This window comes from Rosenbergiella australiborealis (assembly GCF_018494035.1).
In the GTDB taxonomy this organism is placed as follows: Bacteria; Pseudomonadota; Gammaproteobacteria; order Enterobacterales; family Enterobacteriaceae; genus Rosenbergiella; species Rosenbergiella australiborealis.
On the sequence record NZ_JABBFO010000002.1, the window covers coordinates 34,935 to 53,530 of the forward strand.

Sequence of the window (18,596 nt, forward strand, 5' to 3'; positions counted from 1 at the left end):
TTTCTTTATTTCCTTAACTTAAGAAAAGGGGTCTAATTTAATGATTCAATAGCCAGAGAGCCTTCACGTAAGGCTAACCGCGCTGCTTTGCTAAAATACTCACTAGGAATTTGGTCCATAATCCAATATTCACCGGCAATCGACACTAATTCGGCAGCAAGATGAGTACAGAAAATCTGGGCTTGTTGATCACCACTTGCCCCGGCCAGAGCACGTCCACGCATATTGCCGTAAATGTGGATATTTCCATCCGCAACCAGTTCAGCACCTGCACTAACACTACTGGTGACGATCAAATCGGCATTACGGGCATAAATTTGCTGCCCAGAACGAATAGGCGTATCAATAATACGTGTACGAAAGATTTTTTCTTCTTCTTGAAGCGTCGCGGCCTCAGGCACGGGGGCGGGAACCTCTGCCGCTTTGGGCGCAGAGGTTTTTCCCTCATTTAAGAGAGGAATGCCCAACGAGGTGATTTGAGCTTTAAGCTGTTCATCTTTACATCCGCTGATCCCAACGATTTTTAACCCTGATTGTGAAACCGCATGATGCATCTTTTTCCAATCAACAGCATTGTTTAACGATGAAACGTTAACGACCACAGGGGCATTGGCTAGGAATGCAGGCGCTTGGGCTATTTTTTCCTGAATCGCTTTTAACACCACATCAGGCTGTGAATGATTAATGTGGACAACAGAAAGTGTGAAGTTGCTGCCTTTAAGTTCAATGGGCGTCTGTGACATCTATAATTATTCAGTCCTGTGATTTTTTATACACCTTACCTGACTTTAAGAAAGAGTAAAGTCCTCGATATCGCTAATATTTTGTTAACCCTAAGCATGTTATAATTACGCTATTCATCAGGCAAGCCACCGAGTTACATTATTCGGAGAATTTTATGATTTGTGCAATATATCGAAGTCCATTACGTGACCAGACCTATCTGTATCTCAGCAAAAAAGATGATTTTAGCTGTGTTCCGGAAGCGTTAATGAAAGGCTTTGGAAAACCGCAGTTGGCGATGGTTATCTCATTAGAAGGCAGGGCGCACTTAGCTTCTGCAGATATTACTAAGGTTAAGCAGCAGCTTAAAGAGCAGGGGTATTATCTACAGATCCCCCCTCCGGTTGAAAACCTACTTACTCAGCACTTAGCCACGGAAGCAAAAGATAATTAAGATTCATCTGTAAGTGTAATATCACTATAATTTTTTCGTTGAATACGATAACAGTAAAATGAACAAGTAATTATTGGATTTATTTATGACAATGCTTCCTTTTTGGCAAACAAAAAGTCTTGAGCAAATGAGTGATAGTGAATGGGAGTCAGTCTGTGATGGCTGTGGTCAATGTTGTTTAAATAAACTACAAGATGCCGATACTGACGAAATCTATTTCACCAATGTCGCCTGCAATTTACTCAATATAAAAACCTGTCAGTGTCGCCATTACGAGAATCGTTTTGCCTATGAACCTGACTGTATCAAACTGACTCGGGAAAACTTACCTACTTTCTCATGGCTCCCGAGGACATGTAGCTATCGACTGCTGGCTGAAGGTCAGGATTTACCGGCTTGGCACCCATTGAAAGTGGGTTCAGCAAAAGCGATGCATGCACAACGTATTTCTGTTAGGCATATTGCGGTGAGAGAGAGCGAAGTACGTAATTGGGAAGATCACATTATTCCTAATATAGAATAATAAATCTCTTATATACATGAACAGCCCCTCAACGCAGAGAATCGCCTATGAGGGACTGTTCATTTAGCGTGGTATGAGTGAATCAGCCTTTGTTCTTTCTCGGACAAGGCATTTGCACTACGAGTACTAGCAGTCCGATTAAAAATAATCCCGCACTTATCCCCACCAACCATTGTGCCATGGTCATTGATAACAACTCCCAACCTTTGTCCATACAATTGCCAGTCGGCGTAAAGATGGCAGGGAACCAATGGTTTAACGGTAACCATTGCGGAAATCTTGGAAAAAAGTCACAGGTGGCAAACAGAGGTGGGTGGAGCTGTAATTGTGTTTGTTCCCAAGCAAGGGTGAATGTTTTTTCCGCGGCTACTAACCAGCCGATGATTGCAACGAGGCGTAAAGGTGTTTTGGGCGCGATTGCGCCGACTAAGGCGGCCAATAAAAGTCCTGCGAGCGCAGCCCGTTGATACACACAGAGCACACACGGCTTTTGATCAAGATAATATTGAAAACCCAATGCAGTCAGTTCTAAGACCAGTACCCCAGCTGCAAGCAACAACCAAGCGCCTCGGTGAAAAGAGAACAGTTTCAATTTCCGTAGCATAACGTTCCTGTAGGTGAAGAGGGAAATATTATTAGGGATAGTAGCAAAAAACAGCCATGAATCCTATCTCACCGAGTGGCCGATGACTAACTCAGTGCTAAACGATGAGCATAAATGCAGGTTGAGGCGTGTTTTAGTCATCACGTGACCCTTAGCTGTGGTAGTGCGGGATCTCATCTCTATACCAGCGTAGAATTCTGGTGGTTAATGCTATTAAATTTAATTAAACCAGCAATAAATCCTAATAGTTATTTTTGGTAATTTGCATTATTTAATGATTGGTTTTGAATATAAAATAACCAAAAAACAAATTTATAAAATTTTTCTGCGATAAAAATAGAATAAAAAACTATGTTTTCGATTATACATTTTTATTATTATTTTTTTAGTTGAAAATAACGTCCAATACTCGCTATAAATTTACTATTAGCTTTTAGATATTTGATCTGTGTCTACAAGAAGATAAAGAGAATAATACTACTAGGGGGGATTATGCGAGTACTCATTGTGGGTGGCGGTGTCGTCGGGGTGACAAGTGCTTGGTATCTTGCGGCAGCGGGTCATGAAGTGACTGTGCTAGAAAAATGTTCGGGTACAGCGATGCAGACCAGTGCCGGTAATGCGGGACAAATCTCCCCTGGTTATGCGGCCCCTTGGGCAGCACCGGGTATCCCACTTAAAGCGATAAAATGGATGTTTCAGAAACATGCACCGCTTGCGATTCGCCCAGATGGTTCGCGTTTCCAATTATCTTGGATGTGGTCGATGTTACAGCAATGTACGCTGGATCATTATCAACAGAATAAAGCGCGAATGGTAAGAATCGCCGAATATAGCCGAGACAGTTTACGCGCGTTACGTCAGCAAACCGATATTGCCTACGAGGGGCGACAAGGGGGCACGCTACAACTTTTTCGCACCGCCCAACAGTTTGAAAGTGCTACGAAAGATATTAAAGTACTGCAAGACGCGGGCGTACCATTTAATTTACTAGAGAAAGAGCAACTTACCTCTGTTGAACCGGGTTTAATTTATAGCCTTGATAAACTGACGGGGGGACTTCAATTGCCGAATGATGAAACCGGTGATTGTAAAATGTTCACTCAACATTTAGCGCATATGGCGGAACAGGCGGGTGTTACCTTCCTTTATCATCAGAATGTTGAGCGGATTAATGTTGAAGGTAATCGTATTGTCTCAGTAATGGCAAATGGTGCCTTACTTAATGCGGATAGTTATTTAGTTGCTGCCGGTAGCTGGTCGACTCAATTACTCAAAGGACTCGTCGACGTGCCTGTTTATCCGCTCAAAGGGTATTCCATCACACTCCCAATTATAGATGAAACATGCGCGCCAGTTTCTACGGTACTCGACGAAACTTATAAGGTCGCAGTAACTCGTTTTGACCAACGTATCCGTGTTGGGGGGATGGCTGAGATTGTGGGTTTTAACAGCAAACTTCCTATGGCTCGGCGAGAAACATTGGAGATGGTGGTCAATGACCTTTATCCTAATTCAGTATCGTTGGCAGAAGTCAATTATTGGACAGGCTTACGACCGATGACTCCCGATGGTACGCCAATTGTTGGGAAAACCCCGATCAATAACCTCTTTATTAACACCGGTCATGGCACGCTAGGGTGGACAATGGCCTGTGGTTCAGGACGGCTAATTGCAGATATTATCTCTGGACGTAAGACGGATATTGCCGCCGATGATTTATCGGTTTATCGTTATCTACCTGGTTTTGAAACACAAAAGCGACATGCACAGTCATTAATAGGCTGATTCAAGGAGTATCCCAACGATGTCTAGGCCGATAAAGGCAACTGTCAATACCGCAGCCCTGCGCCATAATTTGTACACAGTGAAACAGTTAGCCCCTAGCGCCAATGTCTGGAGTGTTGTGAAGGCTAATGCTTATGGGCATGGTCTAGCTCGTTGTTTTTCAGCGTTATCTTCAACTGATGGGTTTGCTTTACTTAATTATGAAGAGGCAATTTTCTTGCGTGAAGCGGGTATTACGCAGCCAATATTGTTGTTGGAAGGATTTTTTAAGCCTTATGACCTCTCCCTAATTGAAGCCTATCAATTAACGGTTGCGGTTCACAGTTATTGGCAAGTTGAAGCCTTAGCAAATTTCGCAGCGAAAAAACCGATATCGGTTTATTTGAAGATCAATAATGGAATGAATCGATTAGGTTTTTCACCTGATGATGTCGCCACTGTTTGGCAACAACTGTCTGCGTTACCTTCAGTAGGAAAGGTCACTTTGATGTCGCATTTTGCGAGTGCCGATGAGGGGGAGATGCAGATGAGGGAACCTCTACGTCGTCTCGATTTGGCCACGTCGATGCTGAATGCTCCGCGTTGTTATGCCAACTCTGCCGCGACATTATGGCATCCTGGCACTCATCATCAATGGATACGACCCGGTATCATCTTATATGGAGCTTCCCCCAGTGGTCGCTCTGAAGATATTGCTGGCTTCGGTTTACGCCCAGTCATGACACTGAGCAGCGAAATTATCGCGATACAAGAAGTCGCACCTGGCGAGGGCATTGGCTACGGCCATCGATATAGCACCACCACAACGCAACGTATTGGTGTCATTGCCTGTGGCTATGCTGACGGTTATCCTCGGCATGCGCCATCGGGAACCCCCGTCATCGTAGCCGGTAAACATTGCCATACGGTTGGAACTATCTCTATGGATATGATGATGGTTGATTTAACGCATTGTCCTGAGGCCACAATTGGCACTCCGGTTGAATTATGGGGAGCACAACTCCCCGTGGATACTGTTGGTGCAGTAGCAGGAACGCTAGGGTACGAGTTACTGACAGCGGTAACACAACGGGTACCCTTTAGTGTGACGGCTAATGAGAATTAATGGATGTTAAGGTCCCTTTAATTTTTAAGCTGGTTAACCAAGCAAGTGTCGACAATAAGCCACTGATCAACATCATGAGTCCAAGAGCAGCATAGGGGGATAAAGGCAGTAATAACACCAGTAAGCTGCCACCAGCTCCCCCTGACATTTGGATAAACCCAAGTAGCGCTGAGGCAACACCCGCATTATTCTGGAAAGGTGCTAATGCATAGCTGGTGGCAGGCCCCATAATAAAGGCGAGCCCTGCTACAGAGAGTGCCACAGGTAACATATAGCTTAACCAATGTGAGAGAACCGATGGCGCGAGTAAATAGGGCTCAATAACAATCACCATGCCAGCCATAAGCATGGATAAAGCGCCTATCAACAGACAGAAGGGCCGACCACATCGCGGGATCATGCGATTTGCTACCGCGCTCATCAGCATAATCCATAACCCATTTCCGCCAAAGATAAGGGAAAAGCTTAAGGGAGATAACCGGGCTTGTTCCATTAAAACCATTGGTGCGAGCGAGACATAGGTTAATACCATGCCTAATGCGCCGGCGATCGAAAAAGTAAAGGCGAGAAATGCGGGCTTTTTAACGATTTGGCCATAGGTACGGGCCGGAAATAGGGCGCTTTTTAGTGTCCCGGGAGGTCGGGTCTCAGGTAATCCATAGTGAACCACGATCATCAATACTAATGCGTAGAGAAAGAGAAAGCCAAAAGGGGCACGCCATCCCCAATACTGGGCGAGCATTCCGCCTAAAAGCGGTGCAAGTGCCGGGACAATATTTAGTGAACCATTAAGGAAGCTATAAGCTCGCGCGGCATCATCTCCAGCAAGACGGTCGCGGACACCGCTAAAGGCGACCACGGCAGTACAGCATACCGCCATACCTTGAATCACTCGGGCTATCAAAAATAGTGGCCAGTTTGTAGCCATAGCCGCCCCAGCACAGCCAATTAAATACAGGATCAACCCCAGTATAGCGATCGGTTTTCGCCCGTAATTGTCCACTAAGGGACCTGAAATCAATTGCCCCACTCCCATGACCAGTAAAAATAGCGGAATAGTTAATTGTATATGACTGACGGAGGTTTTTAATCCACTCGCGATTTGTGGCAGGGTGGGCAGGAACAAGTCAATGCCTAGCGGGGATAACAGCACTAGGCTTAATAGTAAAGCAATAAAATAGCGTGGGGATATCATTACTCATCTTCTTCTAAAATACGTAAACCGACACGTGAAATCGTATCGTCATTTTTTTCCGCAACGGTCAACAATACTGCTGACCAGCGCAGTGCATCGCCAACCACAGGGTTACGCCCCAATTTTTCGACTAACAATTGAGCTAAACTCATGGCACCGATATCATGACTATTTAACGTCAATCCGTAGACCGAGGCAACTTGTTCTAGTGAGGCTTGACCATCAAGAATGAAATCACCAAAAAAGCGTTGGTCGAGATCGACGGGCGGTGTTTGACTAAACATGTTTCCTAATGCGTTAAGATCACGCTCTCGACCGATAACGCAGAGAATATCATTTTCACGAAGACGAGTTGAACCGCGAGGGTGCATCAAGACATTATCGCGAAATAAGGCAGTAATACGTGTATGCTCCGGCATTTTAAGCTCTCTTAATGGTGCATTAATACACCAGTTTTCAGCGCCTAATTGATAGACATATTGCTCCCAAGGGCTATCAGGATGAATATCGAGACTGTTTCTCTGAAAAGGAAAAACAGTACGGGGTACAATGACTTTGGCAAACTTTGCGGCGAAGGAAAGGGAACTTCCTTGTAAGATCAACGAGACCATCACCACAAAAAAAGCAATGTTAAAGTAGAGCGGGGCGTTGTCCAGACCAGCCATCATAGGAAATACCGCGAGAATAATGGGTACTGCGCCACGTAATCCTACCCAACTAATAAAAAATCGTTCACGTAAGGTGTAACTTTTAAAAGGAAGCAGGCCGGCAAAGACCGAGATGGGGCGTGCAATGAAAATTAACCATAATGCTAGGAGCAGCGCGGGCAAGGCGATTTTCCAAAGGTCACTGGGAACAACAAGTAATCCTAAAACGATAAACATCCCAATTTGGCTTAACCATGCTAGCCCGTCGAAAATCTGTGTGATGCCTGTACGGTTACGAATACCATTGTTGCCTAACCAACAGCCCGTTAAATACACGGCGAGGATACCACTTCCCTCCAGCGATGCGGTTAGGGCAAAGACGAGTATCCCACCACTCACCGCAAGAAGTGGGTAGAGTCCAGCAGGAAGAGTAATACGATTAATTAATTGCTGAAGAGTGATGCCCCCTAAAAGCCCAAAAATGATACCGAGCCCAAATTCGCGCAGTAGGTGCACCAGAAATCCCATATCGATAGCGTGTTGGTGCTGCTGTATCATCTCAATCAAGGTGACTGTTAAAAAAACGGCCATGGGGTCATTACTGCCTGACTCAATTTCTAAGGTTGAACTCACACGTTGATTTAGTCCTTTTCCGCCGATCAATGAGAACACTGCCGCCGCATCCGTTGAACCGATGATGGCGCCAATGAGAAACCCCTGCATCAGGTCGAGATGGAACAGGACTACAGCGATTAATCCAGTTAAGCCTGCGGTAATCAGTACGCCTATCGTGGCCAAGGATAGAGAAGGCCATAGCGCAATACGGATTGAACTGACACTGGTACGCATCCCACCGTCTAACAAAATAACAGCTAAAGCGAGATTCGAGACCAAGTAGGCAACGGGATAATTATTAAAAACAATGCCCCCTAGTCCTTGCTCACCTGCGAGCATACCAAGCACAAGAAAGATAACTAAGATAGGAATGCCTAGTTTCGAGGAAAATGAGCTAAGCAGTATACTGGCCGCGACTAATATTGAGCCAATAATAAACAAATTGTTGATTGTAATTGAATCCATACTGACTCATTCCTGATTGCAGCTAAATTAATGGGAGTATTTCATATTCTGTATCATGTTTATGATAGTTATAGACTGTTAAAGAATAAGAATAGCCCTATTTAACAGGGTATTGAAGCAATGATGGCAGAAAAAAAGTGTCATCATCGTTATTCGCATTTTATTCGCAGTAATGGACTAGAATAATTAGTTAAAATAATCGTTCATCACATAACTTTATGGAAGTCAGTTGTCTCAGGATGTCTATATGTTAAAAAAACAATTTGTATTAATCGCTTCTTTAGCCGGTGTCAGTCTTTGCGCCTCGCAACCCCTTTTTGCACAACCGCTGACACTTGGCCTCGCAACGCTATGGTCACAGTCACCGTATCACAGTACAAAAGATCGTACTGTCCCTGTTCCCTTAATTAATTACCAAGATGAGAATATCTTCTTCCACGGGGTAGAAGGAGGCTATTACCTTTACCACGGCGAAATGGATCAATTTTCCCTCATTGCGAACACTACGGGGCAGTATTTCAGTCCACATCGCGCTCATAATAGTGCAATGCAAGGGCTGGATAAGCGTCATCTCACAATGATGATGGGAGGCGAGTGGACCCATCAAGCAAACTGGGGATTGTTCAGGACCGCATTAACCGGTGATGTATTAAATGAAAGCAATGGCGTAGTTTGGGACACCAACTATCGTTACCCGTTACAATTTGGTGCGCTGGCTATTCTTCCGGGTGCCGGGGTGACGTGGCAAAGCAAGAATCAAACGAATTATTATTATGGTGTATCAGGGAGTGAGTCGCGTCGTACCAGTATCAGTCGTTACAAGGCTGACGATAGCTGGTCACCTTATATTGATGTTAGCGCCACTTATGCGCTAACGCGTGACTGGTCTATTGAAGCTGGTGCCCGTTATACCCACTTTGATAAAGAAATCAAACATAGTCCGATGGTTGATAAATCTGGGCAAACCACCATTTGGACAGGTGTGAATTACCAATTCTAAGTTAAGGCTCTCCCAAGCTTATTGGGAGAGCCTGATATTAGCGATAATGCGGAGTTATTGTGACACTCAATGTAGCCGGTGACGTTGACGTCGTGATAAAGGGCTGTTGGATCCGTGCCGTTTCTACACAGACCATCGTCTTATATCCATCATCACTCATATCAGTCATTGATTGAGATAACGTGGTACCGGGGTTCCACGTGACAACGTCACTATTTCCAGCATGATGCAAATGAATCGCTCGGCCTAATAGAGGGTCGTCAATGACTGACTCGCTGTCAGGATGAGTAAAAATTCTGTCGACTTCATTATGATAAGTTTGTACGCCTTGTTGCGTACTGACACGGTTGTTTTCAACTTTATCAATAAAAGTTTCCCCTAACCCACTGACGGCAATTTTTTCACTGTCGGCCACGTGGAAATAGCTGTGTAGGGCGGCTGTGCTCTCAACATCACCCAAAATCGTTAAGGTCAATTTACACGCTTGCGCCGAGAGGGTAGCGGTTAAAGTAAGGGTAAAATCGTGAGGCCATAGTGCTAAGGTCTGTGCCGATTGCTTAAGCACCATTGACAAGGTTACCTCCTGCGCAGACTCTTCAGTATGTGTAAGCGTCCATTCTGCGGTTCTAGCAAAACCGTGTGAAGGTTTACCGGCTGGGCCAAACCAAGGCCAGCAAATGGGTACACCGCCGCGAATAGCTTTACCTTGTGCGAATGATGTTTTGTCACTTAACCAAATGATTGGCGCCTTACCATGAGGTTGCCATGCAATCAACTGCCCCCCCTGTAACGAAAAAGCTGCTTGAAATTCAGGGTGAGTGATCACCAGGAGCCGTAATTCATCGTGGATTCGTAGCGATATAGAGGAAGAGAGTTGTTCTACTACGGGTAGTGTAAACAGCCCTGACGTCATAAGTGTCTCCTTAAAAAGAGTAAAAAAAAGGGCGACCGAAGTCGCCCTTACTCACAATAGGAATTGATTTATTTAGATGCAACCAGTGCAATCAAATCAAGAACTTTGTGAGAGTAACCTGTTTCATTGTCATACCATGAAACCAGTTTTACAAAGTTATCGTTCAGTGCGATACCTGCTTTCGCATCAAAGACTGAAGTCAAGGTTTCGCCATTGAAATCGGTAGAAACGACTTCATCTTCAGTAAAACCTAAAACACCTTTCATTGCGCCTTCAGAAGCCGCTTTGATAGTGTTACAAATTTCTGCGTAAGAGGCTTTCTTCTCTAAACGAACGGTTAAATCGACGACAGATACGTTAGGCGTCGGTACACGGAACGCCATACCGGTTAATTTACCATTCAGTTCTGGTAACACTTTACCAACGGCTTTAGCCGCACCCGTTGATGATGGGATGATGTTTTGGCTTGCACCACGACCACCACGCCAATCTTTGTGAGAAGGACCATCAACAGTTTTTTGGGTTGCGGTTGTCGCGTGGACTGTCGTCATCAGACCTTCAACAATACCGAAGTTATCGTTGATCACTTTTGCTAACGGCGCTAAGCAGTTAGTGGTACATGATGCGTTAGAAACGATGTCTTGTCCTTCGTATTTGTCGAAGTTAGCACCACGAACAAACATTGGGGTATCGTCTTTAGACGGGCCGGTCAATACGACTTTTTTCGCACCAGCAGCGATGTGTTTACGCGCGGTTTCGTCAGTCAAGAAGATACCGGTTGCTTCTGCCACGACGTCAACACCGACTTCATTCCACTTCAGATTAGCTGGATCTTTTTCGCTGGTAACACGGATTTTTTTGCCGTTTACAATGAGTGCGCCGTCTTTGACTTCTACTGTACCGTCGAAACGACCGTGAGTAGAGTCATACTTCAGCATATAAGCCATATATTCTGCGTCTAACAGATCGTTAATCGCGACGATTTCGATGTCTGAACGTTGTTGAGCAGCACGAAACACAATGCGACCGATACGGCCAAAACCGTTGATACCTACTTTGATAGTCATATATTCCACCAGCTATTTGATAGTGAATAAAAGGTTGGCAGTAAAATTACAAAAACCGCCTCATACGTCAAGCTTAATCGTGTCAATTCCTGTAGGAAATCAATTCTTATCTCTTTGCATAGTGAATATTTTTACAGATGCAGAGCGAAAGAGCTCTAAAAAAAACACCGATTTCTGGCGAATTTATTATAATGATGACTCTGACACTTCTCGTGGAACCTATTATGAGCAATGATCCATCGTCTTTGTCTTCTCTTAATGAAATGCAGCGCTACGTGACGCAAGAACGGGGAACAGAGCCGCCCTTTACGGGGGCTTTACTGCATAACCAGCAAGAAGGTTACTATCATTGTATTGTTTGCCACGCCCCCTTGTTTTATTCCGAGACCAAGTACGATTCAGGCTGTGGCTGGCCGAGTTTCTATCAACCTGTGTCGGATGAAGCAATACGCTATTTGGATGATACCAGCCACAACATGCACCGTATTGAGATCCGCTGCGGGCAATGTGACGCGCACCTTGGCCATGTTTTTCCCGATGGACCGCAGCCAAGCGGTGAGCGTTATTGTGTAAACTCAGCATCTTTAAACTTTACTGATGCAGCAGGCCATCAAACGAAAGGATAAGCTGCTATGAGCCACGATCTTCATCGAATTCTAGCCGAAATGACCCCAGAGGTTTATCAACGCTTAGTCCTTGCGACAGAAACAGGAAAATGGCCGGATGGTGTTGCTTTAACGCCCAGCCAAAAAGCACATACCCTCCAGCTCGTTTTACTGTGGCAGGCCCGTCATAATGATAACCCGCAACATATGTCTGTGGCGAAAGGCGGTGAGATGGTAATGAAAAGCAAAAGACAACTTAAAGAAGAGTTTGGTATTGAGGACGATGTGACTCGAATTCAGCTCGATTAAGGGAATAGGGTGCCCTAAGCACCCTAATGAACGTTATTCGGTTAATTCGCCACGTAGGTTACGTTGCATTAGCTCCCGAATTTCCTCGACAGGTAACGGTTGCGAAAGCAAATAATGTAATTTCGTTAACGCTGCTTCAACGGTCAAATCGCTACCACTGACTACCCCTGCTTGTTCAAGGGCATTTCCTGTAGCATACCCGCCCATATTCACTTTTCCTGACATACATTGTGTGAGATTCACCACGACAATACCCCGTGCATGCGCTTGCGCTAGAACACTAATAAATGCCTGAGACTGCGGGGCATTACCCACACCATAAGAGCGTAAAATTAGCGCTTTAACCGGTTGGCGTAGAAAGTTACTGACGACATCAGGCGAGATCCCTGGATAGATAGTGACGACCCCAATGGGTTGAGGGGTAATGGGATGAACAATTAATGAACCTTGTTGAACCGGCGCCGGCGGGGTATTGAGTTTTTTAATGTGAATTCCCGCCTCGAGTAAGGGCGAGAGATTGGGCGATGCGAAAGCATTAAAGCCATCAGCATGGGCTTTTGTCGTACGATTGCCCCGAAATAAGGTGTTATTAAAGAACAGTCCTACTTCGTTAATCGGAAAATTTGCGGCGACATAGAGTGCATTGAGTAAGTTTTGCTGCCCGTCTGAACGCAGTTCGGCTAAAGGAATTTGTGACCCTGTCACAATAACCGGCTTACCTAAGTTCTCAAGCATGAAAGAGAGTGCTGAGGCAGTAAAAGCCATCGTGTCAGTACCATGCAAAATGACAAAACCATCATATTCATGGTAGTGATCGCGGATATCATTCGCGATCACTTGCCAATCTTCTGGTGTCATATCAGAAGAGTCCATCAGTGGGGTATATTCATGAATTTTAAAAGCAGGCATTTCATGACGATGAAACTCAGGCATCAGCTCTAGTTGGTGCTGTAAGTGTCCAGACACAGGAATATACCCGTGTGCGGAACGTTGCATACCAATAGTTCCGCCTGTGTAGGCGACATAAATATTTTTTTTCTGCATAGCTAACACCAGATAGCGGTAATAAATCAAAATGAGTGCTGGAGTATAGAAACTTCAGGCAAAGAAATACAGCCCGACGAATATCGGGCTGTGAAGGTTAGTTAATGACCCCACAATTAATGCACCATGCATAACGGTTTTGCGGATCGGTTTGTTGATTCAAAAGACCTGGTTGTTGCTGAACTTTCGTCATAACTTCAGCTAACGGGGCTGGTAGCCATGCTTTAATTTGATCGGGTAAACGCGCGGCCGCGCTGACTTGCATCTGTGAAAGTAAAGCATCGACCCACGTTGGATCTTCTTGTATCCATTTTAAAGAGGCTTTCTGTAAATGGGCTAGGGATTGAGCCTTATTGACGGCATCATCAAAATTACCCAGTGCATCGACTAGGCCATTTTGTTTCGCATCTTCACCTGTCCATACATGTCCTTGAGCAATTGCGTTCACTTGCTCTGGCGTCATATGGCGAGATTGTGCGACCAGATTTACAAAGTTGTGATAGCCGTTGTCGATCGTTAGTTGCATCATCTGTGTCACGGATTCTGGGAGTGCTTTAGTCATTGATATATCGGCTAATGGAGAGGTCGATACCCCATCAGTATGAACGCCAATAGTCCCTAAGGTGTTCTCAACCGTATTGATGACGCCAAAAATACCGATAGAGCCAGTCAGCGTCGTAGGGCTCGCAATGATAAAGTCAGCCGGTGTTGAGATCCAGTAACCGCCAGAGGCGGCAAGCCCACCCATTGACACTACTATAGGTTTTCCTGCTTTTTTAACGGCCATCAGTTCTTCGCGAATCTGTTCCGAGGCAGTAACACTTCCTCCTGGGCTATTTACACGCAGTATGATTGCTTTAATTTCTGGATCGAGACGGGCTTCTCTAATTTGTTGTGCGGTGGTTTCCCCGCCAACATTTCCATCACTAGCCGGTCCATCCATAATCGCACCATTTGCGACGATCACTGCGATGTTCGGTTTATCATCTAACGCTTTTGAGGGGCTGGTATAATCATAAATACTGATTTGCTTAAAGGATTTCTGTTGGTTGTCCCACCCGAATTTATCAGTAAGCAGTTGCTCAACATCTGCGTGCGTTTTCAATCCATCAACGAGATGAGCATCTACTGCATATTGCGCGCTATTCCCCCCATTTGCTTGTAAGGCCGCAATGATCGCCTCAGCACCGGGGAAGAGCTGTTGAGGGGTAATTTTACGGTTAGCGGAAACGGTTGTTAAATAGCCTTGCCACAGTTGGGTAATCCAGCGTGTATCAGCATCGCGCGCAGCGGGCGACATATCATCGCGTAAGAATGGTTCAACTGCTGATTTATACGTACCCACTCGAAAAATATGCGATGAAACTTTGAGATTATCTAATAAGGTTTTAAAGTAGAGATTATTGGTTGCCATACCGTGTAGGTCTACAGCGCCGAGTGGCGAGAGGTAAAGATGGTCGGCATAACTGGCAAGGTAATATTGTGCTTGTGAATAATTATCCCCATAAGCGTAGATGGGTTTACCAGAGGATTTAAATTCTTGCAGAGCTTGACCAATATAATTGAGAGAAGGTTGATCTCCACCTGCAAAATTATGCAGATCTAACACGATGCCGGTAATCGATTTATCTTCTTTAGCTTGGCGGATGGCTTTAACTAAGTCGAAAAGAGGATTTTCTTGACGAAGTTTACTGTTACTACCAAGAAACTCTTGCCCAATCAACTTGCTGATTTTCTTATCTTGAGAAGGCTGTTCGACAATAATGCCATCAAGATTAAGGACTAACGCTTGGGACGTATTCAATGTGCGCGGTGTTGTCGTGTCGTGAGAGACTAATCCCCATACGGCAATACCGACTAAAATGATGACAAGTAAGAAAAGATTAAGAATACACTCTCTCACAAAATTGATGACACGCCAGAGACTACTGATAACTCTGACTATTATTCGCCACGCAGTGCGCATAAACTCTCCATTATTTAATAAAATCTAATAGTTAGATGGTCCAAAGAAAGACTTGTCGCCTATCCTAAATAGACAAGGATGAAAAGTCAGCAGTTAATCATCAAATACTGTTACAAAGCCTGTTGTTATGTCAGACTTCACTAAACCACCACCGTTAGAGGGGAGTATTATGGACGCATTAGAGTTACTATTACAGCGCCGTTCAGTGTCTCGATTGACCGAGCCAGCACCGCAAGGTGACGTGCTAGAGAACATACTTCAAGCTGGCGCACGTGCGCCCGATCACGGTGCATTGAAACCCTGGTCGTTTTCGTTAATAACGGGTGAAGGATTAGACCGCTTCAGTGAAGTATTGCGCCAAGCTGCGATAGCGGATCAACTGGACGATAAAGCTATTGAAAAGGCAACGAAAGCACCGTATCGCGCCCCACTAATTATTACTGTGATCGCTCGTTGCCAAGTGAACCATAAAGTCCCAGAGTGGGAACAAGTGGTGAGTGCAGGGTGCGCCGTAATGGCTATGCAAATGGCTGCCCAAGCGCAAGGATTTAATGGGATTTGGCGTTCAGGTGCGTGGACTGATCATCCAATGGTACGCAAGACTTTCGATTGTCGTTCCGATGATAAAATTGTCGGCTTTCTTTATCTTGGTACCCCACAATTTACTGCAGTATCTCCGGTACAGCCCATCCATTTGGCGCCTTATACCCGCTATTTTTAAGCTGACTTTATTGCCTCGGTAAGAATATTAGGAAATCCCTAATGGATTGTTCCGCTTTATTTACTGAAATTTAGGAATTCTTTTTTTTTATGCGAGTGTTTATTGCGGAAAAACCCAGTCTAGCCCGTGCCATCGCCGATGTTCTTCCCAAACCGCACCGTCGTGGAGACGGTTTTATACAATGTGGTCAGCAAGACATCGTGACGTGGTGTGTGGGGCATCTATTGGAACAGGCGCAGCCCGATCAGTATGATCCGCGCTATGCGCGATGGACACTGGCCGATTTACCGATCATTCCAGAAAAATGGCAACTAACGCCACGTAGCGATGTTAAAAAACAACTCGCTACAATTGGTAAATTGTTAACCGAGGCAACTGTTGTGGTTCATGCGGGTGACCCTGATCGCGAAGGACAGTTACTAGTCGATGAAGTGATCGACTACTTAAACCTACCCACCGAAAAGCGCCAGCAGGTACAGCGTTGCCTGATCAACGATTTGAATCCACAAGCGGTGACACGTGCCATCGCTCAGTTGCGTAATAACAGTGAATTTGCGCCACTCTGTATCTCAGCACTGGCCAGAGCGCGTGCCGATTGGTTGTATGGTATCAATATGACACGTGCTTATACTTTATTTGGTCGGCAAGCTGGCTTTGAGGGGGTCCTATCGGTCGGTCGAGTGCAAACGCCCGTGTTAGGACTAGTGGTGCGTCGTGATGAAGAAATTGAAAACTTTGTCGCAAAGGATTTTTTCGAGGTAAAAGCCTTTGTTCTTGCTGATACACAACGGTTCACGGCTACCTGGGTACCCAGTGAAGCCTGTGAAGGGTGGCAAGACGAGGAGGGCAGGTTAGTCAATCAACGTCTTGCGGATCATGTTGTCGCGCGTATTACTCAACAACCGGCTCACGTTATTGATTACCAGAATAAAACAGAGAATGAAAGTGCGCCTCTACCATTTTCGTTATCTAGCCTTCAGATTGAAGCGGCGCGCCGTTTTATGCTAGGTGCCCAGCAGGTTCTTGATATTTGTCAGAAGCTCTATGAAACACACAAATTAATTACCTATCCTCGGTCTGACAGTCGTTACTTACCGAGCGAGCATTTTGCAGGACGACACGCTGTTATCGATGCACTGCAAACTCACTTACCCGAGTATCAATCTTTACCCGCTGAACTTGATGTTAATCGACGCAATCGTTGTTGGGATGATAAGAAGGTCGATGCCCACCATGCGATTATTCCTACCGCTAAACGCGCTAATGTGACGTTAACGGAGCAGGAACGTAATATCTATGGCTTGATTGCTCGGCAATATTTGATGCAATTTGCTGAAGATGCCCAATACCGTAAATGTGTGATTGAGCTGGATATCGCAGGCGGGAAATTTGTGGCGAAAGCACGCTTTCTCTCAGGTGCAGGTTGGCGAGCTTTACTCGGTGCCAAAGAACGTGATGAAGAAAATGAGGGGGCTGTACTGCCAGTTGTTGCGAAAGGTGATCAGCTTTTGTGCGAAGGGGGAGAAGTCTTAGCGAAAAAGACTCAACCACCTCGTCACTTTACCGATGCGACATTACTCTCGGCGATGACTGGCATCGCTCGATTTGTGCAAGATAAAGCCCTTAAAAAAGTATTACGTGACACGGATGGTTTAGGTACTGAAGCGACACGTGCTGGCATCATTGAATTGCTCTTCAAGCGTGGCTTTTTAGAAAAGAAGGGCCGTTACATCCATTCAACTATTGTCGGCCGCGGGCTTATTCATGCTTTACCGCAGCCTTCTGCTGCTCCAGATATGACGGCACATTGGGAATCACGATTAACGCGTATTAGCGAAAAACAATACCGGTATCAGGATTTTATGCAGCCTCTAGAGCAAACGCTGCATCAGCTGATCGGTGATGCGCGGCAAGCACCGCCCACCCGCATTCTACGAGAACTGGCGAAGCAATCGCCACCAAAACCCGCTTATAAAAAGCGGGTTGCTAAAAAGGGTTAAAGATCGAACTCGGACCAAACTGGAGCATGGTCAGAGGGTTTTTCCATTCCACGTAGCGAGTAATCAATACCGCTGGCGGTAAGACGGGCATCGAGTGACTGACTGGCAAGGAGCAAATCAATACGCAGCCCGCGATTATCTTCAAAACCCTTTGAGCGATAATCAAACCAAGAAAATTGGTCATTGACGGTGGGGTTAATTCTGCGCCAAGTATCGGTAAGGCCCCACTGCATTAACGTTTTCATCCATTCACGCTCTTCTGGTAAAAATGAGCATTTCCCTGTTTTTAACCATCGTTTGCGATTGACCTCACCAATACCAATATCATTATCCGTGACACTGATATTCACATCCCCCATCACTAATACAGCCTGTTCAGGGGTGAGCTGTGTCATAAGGTGCTCATTCAGATCAGCATAGAATTTCTGTTTTGCAGGAAATTTAGTGGGATGATCACGACTCTCCCCTTGAGGAAAGTAGCCATTAATGACAGTTATGGTTTCACCTGAAGGTGTTGGAATATCAGCCATAATAATGCGCCGTTGGGCATCTTCATCATCGTTGATAAAGCCTTTTTGCACCTTCGTCGGAAGCACTTTTGTCATCAATGCCACACCGTAATGGCCTTTTTGACCATGATAAAAGACGTGATATCCCAACGCTTCAACGTCTGCTTTAGGAAACATATCATCGTGGACTTTTGTTTCTTGTAAACCAATCACATCAGGTTGATGTTTTTCTACCAAGGCAGCAAGTTGGTGGGGGCGGGCACGAAGGCCATTAATATTGAAAGAGACAAATTTCACGTCGACATCCTAATTCATTCAGTTTTCATTATGGTAACGATATCTG

Annotated in this window: 18 protein-coding genes; 9 read left to right on the top strand and 9 right to left on the bottom strand. The window is 45.2% G+C overall.

Going from position 1 to position 18,596, the window contains the following annotated elements; genetic code table 11:
• Positions 1-32: 32 nt before the first annotated feature.
• The gene (gene minC / locus HGT73_RS02700) at positions 33-743 is read right to left on the bottom strand and encodes a septum site-determining protein MinC (protein WP_214212138.1); all 711 of its coding nucleotides are present in this window, start codon (positions 741-743) and stop codon (positions 33-35) included.
• A 155-nt stretch (positions 744-898) separates the two neighbouring features.
• Between minC and HGT73_RS02705 the strand changes: the two genes are divergently transcribed.
• Entirely contained in the window at positions 899-1,177 is a 279-nt protein-coding gene (locus tag HGT73_RS02705) for a YcgL domain-containing protein (protein WP_214212139.1), read from the top strand.
• A gap of 85 nt (positions 1,178-1,262) precedes the next feature.
• Positions 1,263-1,700, top strand: a complete 438-nt coding sequence (locus tag HGT73_RS02710; protein ID WP_214212140.1) for a YcgN family cysteine cluster protein — start codon at positions 1,263-1,265, stop codon at positions 1,698-1,700.
• A gap of 82 nt (positions 1,701-1,782) precedes the next feature.
• Here HGT73_RS02710 and dsbB read toward each other — a convergent pair whose 3' ends face one another.
• Complete coding sequence (gene dsbB / locus HGT73_RS02715) at positions 1,783-2,304, bottom strand: disulfide bond formation protein DsbB (RefSeq protein WP_214212141.1); 522 nt, start codon at positions 2,302-2,304, stop codon at positions 1,783-1,785.
• Between the two features lie 492 nt (positions 2,305-2,796).
• Between dsbB and HGT73_RS02720 the strand changes: the two genes are divergently transcribed.
• Both HGT73_RS02720 and alr read left to right on the top strand, forming a co-directional pair.
• Positions 2,797-4,092, top strand: coding sequence for a D-amino acid dehydrogenase (locus HGT73_RS02720; protein ID WP_214212142.1), 1,296 nt, complete (start codon positions 2,797-2,799; stop codon positions 4,090-4,092).
• Positions 4,093-4,111: 19 nt separating this feature from the next.
• On the top strand, positions 4,112-5,197 hold the full coding sequence (gene alr / locus HGT73_RS02725; protein WP_214212143.1) for an alanine racemase: 1,086 nt from the start codon (positions 4,112-4,114) through the stop codon (positions 5,195-5,197).
• Here the strand turns inward: alr and HGT73_RS02730 are convergent.
• Complete coding sequence (locus HGT73_RS02730) at positions 5,184-6,392, bottom strand: multidrug effflux MFS transporter (protein WP_214212144.1); 1,209 nt, start codon at positions 6,390-6,392, stop codon at positions 5,184-5,186. The two genes, alr and HGT73_RS02730, sit on opposite strands and share 14 nt — an antisense overlap.
• Complete coding sequence (locus HGT73_RS02735) at positions 6,392-8,119, bottom strand: potassium/proton antiporter (RefSeq protein WP_214212145.1); 1,728 nt, start codon at positions 8,117-8,119, stop codon at positions 6,392-6,394. The genes HGT73_RS02730 and HGT73_RS02735 overlap by 1 nt, the downstream gene beginning before the upstream one ends.
• A gap of 247 nt (positions 8,120-8,366) precedes the next feature.
• On the opposite strand from HGT73_RS02735, the gene HGT73_RS02740 reads away from it, so the two are divergent.
• Positions 8,367-9,119: a MipA/OmpV family protein gene (locus HGT73_RS02740; protein WP_214212146.1), complete on the top strand. Its 753-nt coding sequence runs from the start codon at positions 8,367-8,369 to the stop codon at positions 9,117-9,119.
• Between the two features lie 37 nt (positions 9,120-9,156).
• Here the strand turns inward: HGT73_RS02740 and HGT73_RS02745 are convergent, their stop codons facing one another.
• Both HGT73_RS02745 and gapA read right to left on the bottom strand, forming a co-directional pair.
• The gene (locus tag HGT73_RS02745; protein ID WP_214212147.1) at positions 9,157-10,032 is read right to left on the bottom strand and encodes a D-hexose-6-phosphate mutarotase; all 876 of its coding nucleotides are present in this window, start codon (positions 10,030-10,032) and stop codon (positions 9,157-9,159) included.
• Between the two features lie 68 nt (positions 10,033-10,100).
• The gene (gene gapA / locus HGT73_RS02750; RefSeq protein WP_214212148.1) at positions 10,101-11,099 is read right to left on the bottom strand and encodes a glyceraldehyde-3-phosphate dehydrogenase; all 999 of its coding nucleotides are present in this window, start codon (positions 11,097-11,099) and stop codon (positions 10,101-10,103) included.
• Between the two features lie 224 nt (positions 11,100-11,323).
• Between gapA and msrB the strand changes: the two genes are divergently transcribed.
• Positions 11,324-11,725, top strand: a complete 402-nt coding sequence (gene msrB / locus HGT73_RS02755) for a peptide-methionine (R)-S-oxide reductase MsrB (protein ID WP_214212149.1) — start codon at positions 11,324-11,326, stop codon at positions 11,723-11,725.
• A gap of 6 nt (positions 11,726-11,731) precedes the next feature.
• Entirely contained in the window at positions 11,732-12,013 is a 282-nt protein-coding gene (locus HGT73_RS02760) for a YeaC family protein (RefSeq protein WP_214212150.1), read from the top strand.
• A 33-nt stretch (positions 12,014-12,046) separates the two neighbouring features.
• Here the strand turns inward: HGT73_RS02760 and ansA are convergent, their stop codons facing one another.
• Positions 12,047-13,057, bottom strand: coding sequence for an asparaginase (ansA, locus tag HGT73_RS02765; protein ID WP_214212151.1), 1,011 nt, complete (start codon positions 13,055-13,057; stop codon positions 12,047-12,049).
• A gap of 97 nt (positions 13,058-13,154) precedes the next feature.
• Positions 13,155-15,023, bottom strand: a complete 1,869-nt coding sequence (gene sppA / locus HGT73_RS02770; protein WP_214212152.1) for a signal peptide peptidase SppA — start codon at positions 15,021-15,023, stop codon at positions 13,155-13,157.
• A 169-nt stretch (positions 15,024-15,192) separates the two neighbouring features.
• Here sppA and HGT73_RS02775 point away from each other — a divergent pair, with 169 nt between their 5' ends.
• Positions 15,193-15,744 (top strand): NAD(P)H nitroreductase, encoded by a 552-nt coding sequence (locus HGT73_RS02775; RefSeq protein WP_214212153.1) that lies wholly within the window; start codon positions 15,193-15,195, stop codon positions 15,742-15,744.
• A gap of 89 nt (positions 15,745-15,833) precedes the next feature.
• Positions 15,834-17,744, top strand: coding sequence for a DNA topoisomerase III (locus HGT73_RS02780; protein WP_214212154.1), 1,911 nt, complete (start codon positions 15,834-15,836; stop codon positions 17,742-17,744).
• On the opposite strand, the gene xthA is transcribed toward HGT73_RS02780, so the two are convergent.
• Positions 17,741-18,550 carry an exodeoxyribonuclease III gene (gene xthA, locus HGT73_RS02785; RefSeq protein ID WP_214212155.1) on the bottom strand — a complete coding sequence of 270 codons (810 nt, stop codon included), beginning with the start codon at positions 18,548-18,550 and terminating at the stop codon, positions 17,741-17,743. The genes HGT73_RS02780 and xthA overlap by 4 nt on opposite strands.
• Positions 18,551-18,596 lie beyond the last annotated feature (46 nt).